We start from the raw sequence: 17,820 nt of genomic DNA, 5'->3' as shown, positions 1-17,820 counted from the left end.
GCGTGTTATATTTTTACTTCATCAAATGAAGTGCTGTCGAAATCACCGGTCAGATTAAACTCCCATTCGATAAATTCACTCAGATCATTTATGTTAGGATACTTAAACAAATCCTTAATATTCACTTCCACCTGTAATTTTTTTCTTATGGCTGAAACAATACGGGTTGCTAGCAGTGAGTGTCCGCCCAGTTCGAAAAAATTATCATTGACACCTATTCTTTCTATATGGAGCAAATCTTGCCAGATCGCGGCTAATGTTTCCTCAACATGATTCCTGGGAGCTATATATGTATGGTCTGAATAATCCTGGTCTGCCACCGGAAGCGCTTTTTTGTCAATCTTGCCGTTCGCAGTCAGGGGAATCGATGTTAATATATAAAATTTATTTGGTATCATATAAGCTGGGATCAGCTTTGTTAAATATCCTCTCACATTCTGAATAAATAAACTATGTTCTTCAGCTTTCCCAGGCTCACCCTCATGGTTACTGCTTTTCAGCACCAGGTATGCAATTAATATTTTGTCTGCAGCAGTTTCGTGAACGGTTACCACTGCCTGTGCGATGTCGTTATGTTGATTGAGAGTAGCTTCAATTTCGCCCAGTTCAATTCTGTACCCCCTGATCTTCACCTGGTAATCCAATCTCCCAAGGCATTCCAGATTACCGTCCTTCAGCCATCGACCTAAATCTCCGGTTTTGTACAGTCTGGCACCTGATTTCTTACTCCACGGATGAGGAACAAACTTTTCAGCCGTGAGCTCAGGGCGATTTAAATAACCTCTGGCTAACCCATCTCCCCCGATATAAATCTCGCCGGGTACGTTGATCGGGCATAATTGTCCATCTGCACCCACAATATATACTGTAGTATTATCAAGAGGTTTACCAATCATCACTTTTTGGGAAACCTCCAGTTTCATTATCGTTGACCAGATAGTTGTCTCAGTTGGGCCATACACATTGAACACAATACCCATTCCGGCCAATTGATTTTTCAAACCTTCCTTAACTGGCTCTCCTCCGACCAACATAGTCAATGCCGCCTCGTTTTGCCAGCCCGAATCAATCAACAGCTGCCAGGTTGAGGGAGTTCCCTGCATATGGGTTACACGGTTATCAGCTATACTTTGGGCAAGTTTAATTCCATCCATGGTTTTTTCCCTGGGCAAAATCACCAAATTAGCCCCGGAAATTAACGGAAGAAAAAATTCGAGGTAACATATGTCAAAGCTATATGTGGTAACGGATAACAGGACTGAATTTGAATCCAGCTGTAATCGCTTCTGCATGCTCGTGAGGAAGTTAATCAGGCTTCTATGCTCAATCATCACTCCTTTTGGTTTACCGGTTGATCCGGAAGTATAGATTACGTAAGCGAGATCTTGTGACTGACCCATGGTTTGGGGGTTATGTGTAGCCTCCTGCGAAATTAATGGCCAGTGTCCGTCTGGGTCAATAATAGAAAAATTGGCTGAATTGTTAAGCTTTAATGTCGCTGATTTACTGCTGACAACAGTTAACGCCCCGGAGTCCTGCAACATATAGCTGATTCTTTCCTCCGGATATTCTGGGTCAATAGGAATATAAGCAGCGCCGGCTTTTAGAATACCCAGGATGCTCACAATCATATCCAGTCCCCGGTCAATACAAACAGGGATCAGGTCCCCCCTCTTTACTCCTTTTTTTTGTAGGTAATGCGCCAGTTGGTTCGATTTTTCACTGAGTGCTTTGTATGTCAGTTGTGATGTTTCAAATATTACCGCAACCGAATCAGGCGTTTTGGAAACCTGCGCTTCAAAAACATCAATGATAGTTTTGTTTGTTGGATAATTTGCGCCGGTATTATTGAAATCCTGAAGCAATTCATTCTGTTCCTCTTCTGTGAGCATAACCAGCCCCGCTATTTTCTGCGTGGGTGCCTGTACAACTGATCCCAGTAACCTTTTGTAATGAGCCACCATCCGGACAATCGTGTCCTCGCTGAACAAGTCTGTTGCATACTCAATGGAACCAGTCAACCCACCTGGCGTTTCGTGCAGGTAAATTGTAATATCGAATTTTGAACTTTCCTGGATAAACTTCTCTGCCGTCAGTTGCACATCTCCCAGAGTAAGCTTATGTACCTGTGGTGTATTGAGCAGGACCAACATAGCCTGGAAAAGTGGACTGCGGCTCAGGTCCCTTTCCTTAACCACAACTTCTACCACTTTTTCGAATGGCACATCCTGGTAATTGTAAGCTTCCATGGTGGTGGTTCTCACTTGTTGCAGGAATTCTGTGAAGGTGATATCACCATTAACTTCTGAACGCAAGGCCAGGGTATTGACGAAAAATCCGATCAATTCTTCCACTTCCTTTTGAGTACGATTGGCAATCGGTGTTCCTACGCAAATATCCTGTTGACCGCTGTAACGATACAATAATACATTGAAGGCGGCGAGCAGGGTCATAAAAATTGTGGTACCCTGCTGCTGGCTTAATGCCTGGAGTTGTGCTGACAATTCATTGTCAATACTAAACCCTTTAGTAGCACCACGGGCGCTCCAAACGGGTGGACGCTGATAATCCGTAGGCAGCTGTAAGGCAGTTACGCCTTGTAACTTCGTTTTCCAGTAATTCAATTTCTTTTCTAATACATCCCCCTGCAAATAACCTCTTTGCCAGGTTGCGTAATCAGCATACTGTATTTCGAGATCATGTAACTTCGATGGCCGGCCTTCTTGAATTGCAGAATATAATTCAATAACCTCATTTACCAGTATTGATATTGACCAGCCATCAGAGGCTATATGATGCAGTACGACAACCAGCAGGTGATCTTCATAGCCAAGATTTATCAGATCTGCCCGCAACATAAAATCTTTCGACAAATCGAAAGGTCTCCTGATCAACGACTGGACAAAATTCTGTAGATCCGGGGAATCCGGTTGGTAACCGGATCCATTAATCATACCTAACTTCCAGTCTGCGCTATTTTTGAAAGACTGGTAAGCGAAACCATCATCCTCCATGAATACAGCCCTCAGGGCCTCATGACGCTCAATAATTTTATACAACGCATTTTCCAGCGCGTGCGTGTTGAGTTTACCCTTAAGTCTTAATACGGTTGGGATATGGTATTGCACACTTCCTTCCATCTGGTCTATGAACCACAATCGCTCCTGACTGAACGACAAGGGAATCGGTTGCCCCGGTAACCTTTCCTGGTGAACTATTGGGTTGCTATCCTGATTTTTTCTCCGGTGTTCCTTTAAAAAATCAATTATTAACTGTTTATTATTTTTCAAATCTTCCAGCAAATTCTTATCAACATTGCCATTTTTTGGAAGTTTCACCTGAAGCTGCTCTCCGTTCAATAGAATATCCATACCATGCTGTTTAGCCAGGTACAATAGATCAATTGCTCTTGTTGTTTGTGTTTCCATGCTTATCCAATTCCTGTATTCGATATCTACAAATTCAGCAAATCATATTCAGAAGTTGCTTTTTCTTCATCGTATCGATTTGTCTGGATTTCAATATACTTGGTTATATCACTGATCGTTGTAAAATGAAAAATGTCTGCTAGTAACAATTCAACTTGTAATTCTTTCCGAATAGCTGAAATCACACGTATGGCTAAAAGAGAATGTCCACCAATTTCAAAAAAATTGTCATATATCCCAATATCATTTTTTCCAAGCAAGTTTTGCCATATTGCCAGCATTTTTTTCTCAGTGTCAGTGCGGGGAGCAGCCAATTCACTACCGGCGGAGTCATCTTTAGGGTCATGAAGGGCATTCCTGTCGATTTTACCACTAGATGTAAGAGGTAAAGCTGTTAATTCGACCCAAAGCATAGGAATCATATAATCAGGCAGCCTTTTCTTCAAATACGCATGGATTAAGTGCTTGTCAAAAGTTGTCTTTGGCACTATGAAGCCCACCAGGCGTTTCATATTATTTTCATCCGCCCGGGCCAGCACTACGGCCTGCATTACCATTTCATGTTGCTGCAGTACCTGTTCAATTTCTCCCAGTTCGATTCTATACCCACGAATTTTTACCTGATTGTCAATCCTGCCCAAATATTCAATATCTCCACCAGGTAACCACCTGCCTAGATCACCAGTCGTGTACAGGCGTGAATCGTTGTTGCCGAAAGGATTAGAGATAAATTTTTCATCAGTTAGTTGAGGACGATTCAGATAACCTCTCGCGACCCCTTCCCCACCGATGCAAATTTCCCCGGTGACGCCTATAGGTACTAAACGCTTATCCGGACTTACTATGTAAATCTTTGTGTTGGTGATTGGTCTGCCTATTAAGGCCGGCATTCCTGGTTTAAGACGAAAGACCGTAGTGTAAGTAGTGTCCTCGGTTGGACCATACAAGTTACGCACCTCTATTTTTTCTCTGTCAAGCGTTGAAAGAACATACGCTGATATTGGTTCCCCTGCCATATTGATGGCGCTGACATTTTGTAGATTAACGCCTTCTCTCAGCAAATGTTCGACTACGACCGGCACAGTGTTTAACAGTACAAATTTATCGTGTAACAGGTATTTACTAATTGCCAATCCGCTTTCTAACATTCGTACCTGCTTACCTACGCTCAAAGGGTAGAATATTTCAAAGACACTCAGGTCAAAGCAAATCGAGGTGGTGGCATAGATAATATTTATCGGGCTATCGGAAAACTCTTCCCGGCTCCAACAAATAAATGAGTAAGTATTCCTGTGTTCAATCATGACACCTTTTGGTTTCCCTGTTGAACCGGACGTGTAAATGATATAGGCAAGCTGTGATGGTGCAATCTCGGTTTGAAGGTTTTGGGTTGGCTCCGCCTTAATGAGTGCCCAGTGATTTTCTATCTCAATCACCTCCAGTTCTTTTCTGAGTTTTAGGCTGCTCAAAGAGTTTGTTATGATAATTTTTGAAGCCGTATCGTCGAGTATGAAGTGTATACGCTCCTCGGGATATTGGGGATCAATTGGCACATATGCCGCACCGGATTTTAATATTCCCAGTATACAGATAATCATATCCAGCCCGCGTTCAATACAAACAGGGACAAGGGTTTCCTTTCCTATACCCTTGCCTCTAAGATAGTGAGCGAATTGATTCGCCTTTTCGTTGAGTTCTTTATAAGTTATCGTCACCTCTCCAAATAGCACTGCAACCGACTCAGGTGTTTTTGAAACCTGCTCTTCGAAGAGGCCGACAATACTCTGGTCCTTTCGATAGGCTGCATCAGTGTTGTTAAAACCGACCAGCAACTCGTTTTGTTCCTCATTGGTGAGCATTGCCAACTGAGCTATCTTTTGCGTCGGCTCCTGTACAATGGACAACAGTAATCTCCTGAAATGGGTAATTATCCGCACAATTGTTTGCTCGCTGAACAGGTCAGTAGCATACTCAACAGATCCTCTAAGACCGCCGGCGGTTTCGTGTATATAAAACGATAGATCAAATTTTGCATTCTCCTGTGTAAACTTTTCGGCAATCAGGTCTACGTCTCTCAGCGCCAGCTTCTGTATTTCCGGGGTGTTCATAAGAACCAGCATTGCCTGGAAAAGAGGGCTCCGGCTACGATCGCGTTCTTTTACTACCACCTCTACTACTTTTTCGAACGGCACATCCTGGTGATTATAGGCTTCCAGGGTCGTGGCTCTTACTTGTTGCAATAGTTCTGTAAAAAGAGTATCCCCGTTTAGTTCCGAACGTAAGGCGAGAGTATTGACGAAAAAGCCGATCAACTCTTCGACTTCTTTCCGCGTGCGATTGGCGATCGGCGTTCCCACGCAAATATCCTGCTGGTGGGTATAGCGGAATAATAAGACATTCAACGCCGAAAGCAGGGTCATAAAAAGGGTGGTACCCTGGTGTTGACTTAAAGCCTTCAGTTGCTCTGATAATTCAGGCTCAAGGCTAAATGCTTTTGAGCCACCATGTGCACGCCAAACAGGCGGACGTGGATAATCCGTGGGTAACTGCAATGCTGTAACACCGTTTAATTTTGTTTTCCAGTAGTTCAATTTTTTTTCCAATACTTCCCCTTGCAAATAACTCCTCTGCCAGTTTGCATAATCAGCATACTGTATTTCAGGGTTAACTAACGTTGTTGGCCTGGCTTCGACAAATGCAGAATATAATTCAACGACCTCTTTTACCAGAATAGATATTGACCATCCATCTGAGGCAATATGATGCACTACAACGACGAGCATATGATCTTCTGCACCGAGGCTGATCAGATCTGCCCGTAGCATGTAGTCCATTGCAAGATTAAATGGTTTGCGGATCAACTCCCCGATAATACCTTTCAGATCTTCAGACTCGGGCGGGTAAGCAAGTCCGATGATAAAATTAACCTTCCAATCTTCCGGCTTTTTGAAAGACTGGTAAGCCACACCCTCCTTTTCTAAAAAAACTGTTCTGAGGCTCTCATGTCGTTCAACAATCTTACCCAACGATTTTTCCAACGCGCTTTTGTCAAGGTTCCCCTTGAGTCTTAGCACTGCTGGAAGATGATACTGCACACTTCCCTCCATCTGGTCGATAAACCACAGGCGCTCCTGGCTAAAAGACAAACGCATCGGTTCTAATGGCAACCTGGGCTGACGAACAATTGGATCGTTTACTATGTCTGGTTTCTTATGTTCCTTAAAGAAGTCATTGAGCAACTGCCTGTTATTCTTCAAATCGTCGAGCAAACTCTTGTCAATAACGCCATTACGCGGGAGTTTAATCTGCAGCTGGTCGTCAGTAAGAGAGATTTTTATACCAACCTGTTTTGCCTGGTATAGTAAGTGGATGGCCTGTGTTAAATGTGATACCATTAAATTGAAACTTATTACTGGTTAAATATTAAAAACATCATACTCCGTGGACGCTTCTTCTTCGTTGTCTGAACCAGTTTGGAGCTCTACATATTTGCTTAACTCTTTAATGGTGTTTAGTTGGAACAGATCTTTTATAGACACTTCTACATCCATCTGCTTCCGAATGGCCGAAATAACCCTTACCGCTAATAATGAATGGCCCCCAAGTTCGAAGAAATTATCGTTTACTCCGATTTTTTCAACACCCAGCAACTCCTGCCAAATATTTGCCAGTGCCTTTTCAACATAACTAACCGGGGCGACATATTCGTTCATCGATAGTGCTTGCCTCGCCGGATTTGGCAGAGCTCTTCGGTCAATCTTTCCGTTTGTGGTAACCGGCAGGCTTTCTAATTCCACCCACATTGAAGGCACCATATATTCCGGCAGGTTATTTTTCAGTTCATTGACGATTGATTCTTTATTAAAAGTCCCTTCAGGAACTACATATGCAACAAGGCTTTTACTACCGCTTTTGTCTTCGCGGGCCAAGACGACCCCCTGGCGGACACCCGTTACCTGTTGAAGGCAACTCTCAATTTCACCTAGTTCTATGCGGTAACCCCGGATTTTGACCTGGTCATCAATTCTGCCAAGGTATTCTATATTCCCATCAGACAGCCATCGTGCCAAATCACCTGTCCTATAAAGTGTGGCACCCTTCTCCTTACTAAATTTATCGTCGATAAATTTTTCAGCTGTAAGGTCAGGGCGATTTAAATATCCCTGTGCTACCTGCACACCGCCAATATATAGTTCCCCTGCAACACCAATGGGTTGAAGTGCCTTTTTATTATTCAGAACATATAGGGCTGTATTATCAATTGGTTTGCCGATAGGGGGTAAAGCAGTTGATATCGAATACTCGTCGACATTATGGCTACTGACCACATGAGCTTCGGTCGGACCATACTGGTTGACCAGGCTCAGATCGAATTTCTTTACAAAATCGCGGATATCTGCTGTTACCTTTAGTTGTTCTCCTGCCACTATAATTTGCTCCAGCGAAAAAGATATTTGCGATTGGGAAAGTAGGTATTCGGCCAGATTTTTAAAGACTATAAAGGGAATGAACAGGTGAGTAATTTGGTTGTGAGATAATATCTCAGCCATCTTCGGCATATCACGCCGATCATCTTCGCTGATAATGTGGAGGGTGCTTCCAAAACAAAGTGTCGAAAAGATTTCCTGGAAGCTCACATCGAAATTTAAACTGGCAAATTGGAGTACCTGCCTGTGGTGATTAGTGAATTGTTTTTCCTGCCAGGTCAATAAATTCACCATTCCATCCCTACCCATTTTAACCCCTTTAGGTCTTCCGGTAGAACCTGAGGTATAGATTATATAAATCAGGCCATTAGGATTAAGATCAATATCGGGATTGTTTTTTGATTGAGCACTGATGTCTGGCATCTGTGTGTCCAGCTCTATGATCTCAATCTCTGCTTTGGAAGTGATCTTTGATCGGCTAATGGCGCTGCTCACAATCACCGCTGCATTCGTATCGGAAAGCATAAAACCTATTCTTTCTTCGGGGTATTCGGGATCGATCGGAACATAAGCTGCACCGGCCTTTACAATGCCCAATACGCCTACTATCAAGTTAAGGCTTCTTTCGATACAAATAGGTACCATGGCACCTGCGGTTACACCTTTTGCCTTTAGATAATTTGCGAGCTGATTGGCTCTTTCATTTAATTGAGCGTAGGTTAATGCCTCTTTTCCAAAGATTACTGCATTGGCTTCAGGTGATTTAGTCACTTGCGCTTCAAAAATATCAATGATACTTAAGTGCGATGGAAATGGTGTTTTCGTGTTGTTGAAATCAAAAGTCAGTTGCTTCTCCTCATCAGGCGTTAGCATGGATAAGTTATCTATCTCTTGTTCCGGCGAAGAAATCGCGGCAGAGAGCAACTGTTTAAAGTGGCCGGCCATCCGGGTTATCGTTTGCTCAGTAAACAGGTCCGTTGCATATTCTATAGAACCCTGCAGACCCCCGGGAGTCTCGTTCATAAAGAAGATCAGGTCAAACTTTGAGGTGTCCTGGCCAAAGCGCTCATGCGCTAATTCAACGTCGCCGAGTTTTAATTTTTCAACTTCCGGCGTGTTCTGCAATACAAACATGACCTGGAAAAGGGGACTTCTGCTCAAATCTCTTTCTTTAACTACAACTTCTACCACTTTCTCAAACGGCACTTCCTGATTTGCATATGCTTCCAGCGTGATGAGTTTGACCTTTTGCAGAAGTGCGTTAAAGGATGTTTCTCCTTCCACGTCAGTGCGGATAGCAAGTGTGTTAACAAAAAATCCAATAAGTTCTTCAACCTCTTTCTGTATCCGGTTTGCTATAGGAGTTCCAACGCAAATATCCCGCTGGTTGCTATATCTGTGTAACAACACTTTGAAGCAGGTAAGCAGGGTCATATATAATGTTGTACCCTGTTCTTTGCTTAACCTTTGCAATTGTTTGCTAAGCGTTGCATTGATATTAAACTTTATTATGGAACCCCGGTTACTTTGGACAGCTGGTCTTGGATAATCTGTGGGTAACTGGAGTGGTGTAGTGTCGGATAACTGCCGTTTCCAATATTGAACTTTCCTATCCATTACGTCTCCCTGCAAATAACTTCTTTGCCACAAAGCATAATCCGCAAACTGGACGGGAACCTCGGGCAATAGTGGCTCCCGATGTTCACTAAATGAGGCATACAATTCCACCAGCTCTTTAACTATGATCGATACGGACCAACCATCCGAGGCAATATGATGAACAGTAACTACCAAAATATATTCTTCCGGAGCGAGAACAACGAGGTCCGCACGAATCATGTAATCCCTGGCCAGTTCAAAAGGATGTTTAATCAGGTTTTCTATCAGCTGGTGCAATTGCTGGCTGTCATTTTGATAACGCGTTCCGTCGGTAACCCGCAACTCCCATTCTTTGTAATCTCTGATCTGTTGAAAAACTTTTCCATCATTCTCCATGAAGACGGTGCGGAGAACCTCATGACGTTTGACAATAGTCTGCAAGGCATAGTGCAGGGCCTTTTCATTCAACCTTCCATTCAACCTTAAGACTGTAGGGATATGGTAGGGCAAACTGCCTTCAAGTTGATCAATGAACCATAGGCGTTCCTGGCTGAACGATAACGGAATTTGTACAGGTCTCTTTCCAACGAGAATTTCCGGCAACAACTCACCCCGGTTTTGTTTCTCAACCTGTTTTGCTAAACCCCCTATCGTAGGATGGTTAAACAGATCTTTAATCGCAAGCTCAACATTTAGTTTTTTTCGTACGGCCGAAACTGCTCTGGTTGCCAGTAATGAATGACCTCCCAGGTCAAAGAAATCATCGTTAAGGCCCACCCTCTCAACTCCCAGCAGCTGTTGCCAGATGAGCGCGAGCGATTTTTCAACTTCGGTTTCCGGAGGGGCATAATCTAATTTATTGAGAAGAGAGTTATCTTCCCTCTCACTCAAAAATTTCCTGTCTACTTTGCCATTCGTTGTTAGCGGGAGATGATCCAACATAATAAATGCCGTTGGTATCATATAGTCAGGCAATCTTTGTTGAAGTTCGGCCCTGATTTCACTTTGTAATAATGAACTAATGGTGGTCATCAATGGTACATTAGTATATAATCCATTGAAGTTGTTCGAACCCCCGTTCGCGATTTGCTTAAAGATACTTCGGGAAGGCTCAAGCTCAAATACTACATCCGTTTTCAAAGGATCTCCATTCACTAAAAGGCGATACTTATAACCTCTGGCATCGGCAGCCTGAAATAGCTGTTTTACCCTTTCGCTGGTTTGATCTTGGTGACGGATAGCCGCTGTGAGATTACCAACTGTATTTTCAGATTGATTCGATAAAGCCTGGTCCAGCATCCGCTCTTGCCATAGCCGGGGATTGGGAACGTTGGCGATGGTAATAATGGGTTCGCCCAACTCAAGTTTCCCAGGTATTTGCTGATCTGCGACCTCGTTCCAGTTTAGCCAATCAGGGTTGACTGTGTCTTTTGTTATGCCTACATGAAGCACTACATTGTAACGGTATAGTGTTAATTCGTTAATGAAGGAACTATTCTTCCACTGTATTTCAACATGCGTGATCTGGGGAAACACTGCCTGGAGGTCCCGGAAATAATCCGGAGAAAAACATAGCTCCTCTTCTTTAAGAACCTCCTGATCTACCGACCACTGAAATTCTCTGACATTCACCGTATCCTGCAACTTAGACAGGATCAACCGGCTTTTGAATAATTTCAGGAGCCGTTTATCGCGAACGTCACCGATAATAATTCTGCCTTGACCTTTTAATACCAGTATGCATTTTTTAACGACATCGGTGAGGTAATCATCGCCTGGAAAATACTGAACCACTGAGTTTATGACTATCGTATCAATGTTTTCGTTTTCATTGACCGCGATCTCATGAGCAGCAGAAACATGCAGCTCAGTCGGCCCGTAATCACGCAGGCCTTCGCTGATTCTGTTTCTGATCTGATTGACTGCAGACTTAGAAAAGTCGGAACCAATATATTTGTTAACTTTTCCTGCTAACTGGTAATAGATTAAGCCTGTGCCTGAGCCGATTTCCAAAACCGATTTTGGATTTCCGGATAATATCAGGTTGATAATATCATACAGCCAATCTTTCATTTGTTCTGCAGGGATGGGTAGCGCGTCGAAACTGTTGTTCCACCCTATTATGTTAAACTCCGGATCTATGTTTTCGTCTTCTTCAGTTTTTTCGTACTCTGTTTCATACAGTTCTTTCCAATTGGCAACTTGCCGATAATACAATTCTTTTTCTTTTTCTTTTACGGATTTCCAGTTTGGCACAATATATCCTGCAAGCTGTTTTGATCCTTCTTTTTCAGTCCTCGCAAGTACTACAGCCTCACTTACCATCGCACTCTGATTGAGTATTGTCTCTATTTCTCCCAACTCAATCCGGTAGCCCCGGATTTTTACCTGGTTGTCGAGTCTACCCATATATTCTATCGATCCATCTGGTAACCATCTTCCCAGATCACCGGTTCTGTAAAGCCGCGAGTCTCGCTTGGCATCAAATGGATTTGCAACAAACCTGGCCGCCGTTAGTTCCGGACGATTATGATATCCCCTTGCCAGTCCCGCGCCTGCAATACATATTTCGCCAGCTACTCCAACAGGAACCAGCTCAAGTTCACCGGTCAGGATATAAATCTGGGTGTTACTAATGGGCTTTCCTATCAAAATTGGTGAATGGTTTTGCAAACGAAACACCGTGCTATATGTGGTATCTTCTGTGGGGCCGTATAAATTCCGGATCTCCATCCTGTCCGCATCAAGCTTTGACTGCACCGACTCGGGAATCGGCTCTCCAGCCATGTTCATTACGCTGATGTTGGTAAGATCTGTTCCTTCCTTTAATAGATGTTGAATAACAGTAGGGACACTATTGGTCATCACATTCTTTTCGTCAGCCAGGTAATTTCCAATGTACAGTCCGTTTTCGATTATGCGTAACCGCTTGCCAATACTCAACGGGTAAAATATCTCGAATATTGATAAATCGAAACACATTGAAGTGCCGGCATACACGATGTCAAATTGACTGGACAAAAATTCATCCTTACACCATGATATGAAGGAAAACATATTTCCATGCTCGATCATTACTCCTTTGGGCTGACCAGTTGAGCCAGACGTGTAGATTACATAAGCAAGGTTTCGTGGGTTAATTTCAATATTCGGATTGTCTGAGGGCTGAAGGTCAATTACCGGTTGTTCAGTATCCACCTCAACGATATGAACTTCCGCGGAAATTTTTATTTTTGATCTTACAATGCTGCTACTTACTACAAAACTGCCCGCTGAATCTTTCAACATGTATTTGATTCGCTCATCGGGATATTCAGGGTCCACAGGAACATATGCTCCTCCGGCTTTTAAGATCCCCAGCATCGACACAATCATGTTGGAGGACCTTTCAATACATAACGGCACCAGGGACTCCGCCTTAACGCCCAAACCAATCAGGTAGTGCGCAAATTGGTTCGCCCGCCTGTTTAGTTCTTTATAGGTAATCTCCTCCTTTTCAAAAACCACAGCAACAGTATCCGGTGTGCACAAGACTTGTTCCTCGAACAAATCAATAACCGTTTTATTGCCCGGATAAGTTTTAGATGTGTTATTAAAGTCGGATAAAAGTTGTTCTTTTTCTTGTGCATTGATCATTTCCAGGTCGCTGATCTTAGTTTCCGGGGATGCGACAATTCCCTTAAGTAATGTCTGGAAATGATTGATCATCCGTTTAATCGTTTCCGGATTAAACAGATCGGTGCAATATTCTATAGACAACCGGATACCCTCTGGTGTTTCTGTGGCGAAGAAGGTAAGATCGAAAAGTGCCGTTTTATGCTCACGATTTTCATTAGCGAGCTTAACGTCTCCTAATTTGAGCTCAGGTATTTCCGGAGTATTGCGCAAAACAAACATCACCTGGAACAATGGATTCCGGCTAAGATCACGTTCCGAAACAACAGCATCCACTATTTTCTCGAAAGGAATCTCCTGGTTTGCATATGCTTCAAGCGTTTTTGTTTTTATTTGTTGTAATAATTCATTGAAGGAATGCCCGGCGTTTAATTCAGTCCGCAATGCCAGGGTATTAACAAAAAAGCCTATGAGTTTTTCCAACTCAGGCTGAAGTCTCCCTGCAATCGGCGTGCCTACGCAGATATCATTCTGGCCGCTATACCGGTATAATAAGACTTTGAAGGCTGCAAGAAGCGTCATGAACAGGGTGGTACCTTGTCTGTGACTTAAATCCCGAAGCTGGTTTGACATAGATACGTCAATAGCAGTCACCAGTGCTGCACCACGTGTACTTTGAATTGCCGGCCTTCTATAGTCAGTTGGCAACTGTAGAGGTGGTACGTCAGCAAGTTTTTGTTTCCAATACCCAAGCTTTTTATCGAACACTTCACCAACAAGATAATTGCGTTGCCAGATTGCATAGTCAGCATACTGAATAGTTAAGGCCGGCAGCTGATGTGGTTTATTTTGATTACGTGATTCGTATAATTCTACCAATTCTGAAACAAATACTGACCTGGACCATCCATCTGAAGCGATGTGGTGTAAGGTAACTACCAGAACGTTGTCGTTCTCATCTAAAGTAATGATAGCAGCTCTTATCATCGAATCCTTCGATAAATCAAAAGGAGCTTCGGTTATTTTTTGCAAATACAGATCTAAAGCCGCTGCATTATTTTTATATATTGACCCGTCTACAATTTCCAGCTTCCATTCGTTGTCTTCTTTAATCTGTTGATAAGGTTGCCCCTCATGTTGAATGATCACAGTCCGCAATACTTCATGACGACTCACAATCGTTTCGAGCGAATAAGACAACGCTTCCAGATTGAGTTTGCCTTTCAAGCGAAGGACGGCCGGTACATGATACTGTACACTGCCTTCCATCTGATCAATAAACCACAAACGTTCCTGGCTAAACGATAACGGGATCTGTTCAGGCCTTTTTGTGGAAGGTTTGATAGAAGGTAACACTTGTGCTTCTGAGGGTACTGCTATCTGGCTGGCAAGGGTTGCGACAGTCGGGAAATCAAAAATATGACCGATCGGCATCTCGACCTGGAATTCCCTGCGGATCATTGATATGAGTCGTACTGCGAGAAGTGAATGTCCCCCGCGCTCAAAAAAATCATCGTGTACACCCAGCTCTTCAACTTCAAGTACATCTTTCCAGAGAACCGATAGTCGCTCCTCCGTTTCGTTCCTGGGCGCAACGTGCTGACCACCGGATTGTTCAGACAATTCAGGATCTGGCAGGGACTTTCTATCAATTTTCCCATTGGGAAGCATCGGGAAACTTTCCATCACCACCCATATGGCTGGAATCATATATTCCGGAAGTTTCTCCTTTAAATCTGACAACATCTCATCTTTGTCAAAATCCCCGCCACCCGTAACATAACCTACCAAACGTTTATTACCATCCTTATCATCTTTAGCAAGAACTACCGCCTGATTAACTATGCCCCCCTGCAAGAGCCTGTTCTCAATCTCTCCAAGCTCCACCCTGTAACCGCGGATCTTTACCTGGTCGTCTACTCTGCCAATGAACTCGATGTTGCCATCGGCCAGATACCGTACAAGATCTCCCGTCCGGTACATCAGCAGTGTATGGTTATTGCCAAACGGGTTTCTTATGAACTTTTCTGACGTCAGTTCATTGTTGTTTAAATATCCCCGCGCTACGCCGTCCCCTGCAATATGCAGTTCGCCTGGTACGCCCGGAGGACACAATCTCCCATCAACAGAAAGTATATATGCTTTGCTGTTTGAAAATGGTTTTCCGATTGGTATTGTTTTACTATATCTGCGTCCAAAGTCTACGACGTGTAATAACTTACCTATCGTCGTCTCGGTTGGGCCATAGTGATTGACCACCTTACAACCGGATCCGGACTTTTTAATCTTTTCAATTACGTCTGAGGACAACGCTTCTCCTCCGAAAACAAGAATGCGTGCAGGAAGTAATAATGTATCCTGCATTGTTAATGCTTTCCAATGAGATGGAACTATTTTCAGGCAATCTATTTTGTGATCTTCAAAATACCGGTGAAGTTCTTCTATGTTGCTGACCGAATTCTTTGAAAATATGTGTAACTCACCGCCAAAGATGAGTGAAGGAAAAATCACGGTATTTCCGAGATCCGTTGCAATAGAGGAAACCAGCGCGTAAGATTTGCATTCATTGATCTGTATCGCCTGGTTTAGACCGGCTACATAATCAACCAGACTTCTATGTTCTATCATCACGCCCTTAGGTCTGCCCGTTGACCCTGAGGTGTATATAAGATACGCGAGGTTATGGGGTTTTAAATCCGTTTGCGGATTGGTTACGGGCTGCTGCCTTACTCCAGAAAAGTAATCATCGATTTCAATCACTTCAAGGTCAGATAACGAAGGCAAATAATAAGCACTTTCCGAGCTGCTTACCACCAGGGCTGCACCTGTATCATTAAGCACGAATAATTTCCTGTCTTCGGGGAAATCCGGTTCAATAGGCACATAAGCGGCACCTGCTTTTAAAATGCCCAGGATGCCAACTAACATGTGATGTGAACGTTCTATGCATAACGGCACAAAGGAGTCCTCTTTGATACCCCTGGTTCTCAAATAATGAGCTAACTGGTTGGCTCGTTCATTCAGCGCCTTATATGACAGGGAATGCTCTTCAAAAACAACCGCAGTTGAATCGGGAGTCCGGGCTGCCTGTTCCTCAAATAAATCGACAATAGTGCTCTGCTTTGAATACTCTACTTTACTGGCATTGAATTCCTGTAAATATTCTTTTTCTTCCTGATCCGTCAGTAGCGAGATGTTTCCGATCCTTTCAGTGGGTTCTTGTATTATAGTGGCAAGAAGATTCTGGAAGTGAGCCATCATTCTCCGGATTGTTGGCTCAGTATATAAATCTGAAGCATACCTGACCAAACCTTTTAATCCATCTTCGCTTTCGGAAATGAAGACAGTTATATCAAATTTTGATAGTTTCGATTCAATTTCTTCCAGGCTAATTTCAAGTTCTCCTAACTTTAGCTGTTGATTCTTTGGAGTGTTGATGAGGACCAACATAACCTGGAATAGGGGGCTGCGGCTGGCATCCCTTTCTTTCACTACAGTATGCACAACTTGCTCAAAAGGAACCTCCTGGTTTTCATAGGCTTCCATCATCGTGTTTTTTACCTGTTGTAAAAATTCGATAAAGGATTTCACCCCGGTTACTTCACTGCGCAGGGCGAGAGTGTTTACAAAAAAACCGACCAGTTCCTGAACTTCCAGTTGGCTTCGATTGGCAATTGACGTACCTACACAAATATCTTCCTGGGTGCTGTATTTGTGTAATAACACCTTGAAAGCCGCAAGCAAGGTCATATATAAGGAAGCGCCCTGCTTCTGGGACAATTTCTGTATGCCTTCCGACACCTCTTTGTTAATCTGAAATTCTATTGATGCTCCGCGTATGTTCCTGAGAACGGGTCTGCTAAAATCTGTCGGCAATTGCAGAGGCAAAACATTTTCAAGTTTCTTTTTCCAGTAGTTTATCTTAGACCCGAGGACCTCAGGCGTAAGATAGCTGCGTTGCCAGGCAGCATAGTCGGCATATTGAATTGCTAAAGGTGCCAATGCTGAAGGCTGGCCAAGGGAATATGCGCCATAAAGTTCCATCAATTCTCTGGTCATAATGGGAACAGACCAGGCGTCTGATGCAATGTGGTGCATAGTCACGACCAGCAAATGGTCCATCTCATTCAGCTTAATCAAGGTTGCACGCACCATGTAATCCCTTGAGAGATCGAAAGGTTCAGTAATCAATTCCTGAATGTAGTTTTTCAGCCCCTCTTCATCTTCGTGGTAGCTTATACCATGGAGAAATGACAGTTCCCAGTCATCACCGTGCTTAATGATCTGATAGGGCTTGCCGTGTTCTTCGTGGAAGACTGTTCTCAGTACCTCATGCCGGCTCACAATAGTCCTCATTGCATCTTCCAGTGCCTGCCGGTTTAAAATTCCCTTTAGTCGTATTACTGTGGGTAGATTATATTGAACGCTTCCCTCTAACTGGTCAACGAACCAAATACTTTCCTGGCTGAATGAAAGGGGGATCTGCCCGACGCTTTCCCGGTCGAATTTGTTTATCTTATTGTGGTTATTCTCAACGCTTGTTGTTGCCCAATCTTTGTTATTGAGGAAGTCTATAATTGCCTGTTTGTTATCTTTTATCTGATCAATCAGGGTCTTATCAATCTTTTTGTTTTCAGCAACTTTAAGCTGAAGCCTTTCCCCGGTCACGACAAAGTCAATACCGTTCTGTTTTGCCAGGTATATTAAGTCGATAATCTTCGTTAGTGATTGTTCCATACTGTTCGGTGTAA

The 17,820-nt window shown here is 43.3% G+C and carries 3 protein-coding genes; all 3 read right to left on the bottom strand.

Going from position 1 to position 17,820, the window contains the following annotated elements; genetic code table 11:
- Positions 1 to 5 precede the first annotated feature (5 nt).
- Genes ACX0G7_RS00685 through ACX0G7_RS00675 form a run of 3 tightly spaced genes read right to left on the bottom strand, consistent with a single transcriptional unit; the run spans position 6 to position 17,806 of the window.
- Positions 6 to 3,428: a non-ribosomal peptide synthetase gene (locus ACX0G7_RS00685; protein ID WP_458921473.1), complete on the bottom strand. Its 3,423-nt coding sequence runs from the start codon at positions 3,426 to 3,428 to the stop codon at positions 6 to 8.
- A 26-nt stretch (positions 3,429 to 3,454) separates the two neighbouring features.
- Positions 3,455 to 6,823, bottom strand: a complete 3,369-nt coding sequence (locus tag ACX0G7_RS00680) for a non-ribosomal peptide synthetase (RefSeq protein ID WP_458921472.1) — start codon at positions 6,821 to 6,823, stop codon at positions 3,455 to 3,457.
- A 21-nt stretch (positions 6,824 to 6,844) separates the two neighbouring features.
- Positions 6,845 to 17,806, bottom strand: coding sequence for an amino acid adenylation domain-containing protein (locus tag ACX0G7_RS00675; RefSeq protein WP_458921471.1), 10,962 nt, complete (start codon positions 17,804 to 17,806; stop codon positions 6,845 to 6,847).
- Positions 17,807 to 17,820 lie beyond the last annotated feature (14 nt).

The sequence above is a fragment of the Flavitalea antarctica genome, assembly GCF_054461535.1.
Note: the sequence above shows the minus strand (reverse complement) of the source record. Positions and strands in the feature narration are given on the sequence as shown.

Excerpts from the sequence above, each read along its gene's own strand:
- ACX0G7_RS00685 (WP_458921473.1), bottom strand. The coding sequence starts at position 3,428 with ATGGAAACACAAACAACAAGAGCAATTGATCTATTGTACCTGGCTAAA.
- ACX0G7_RS00680 (WP_458921472.1), bottom strand. The coding sequence starts at position 6,823 with ATGGTATCACATTTAACACAGGCCATCCACTTACTATACCAGGCAAAA.
- ACX0G7_RS00675 (WP_458921471.1), bottom strand. The coding sequence starts at position 17,806 with ATGGAACAATCACTAACGAAGATTATCGACTTAATATACCTGGCAAAA.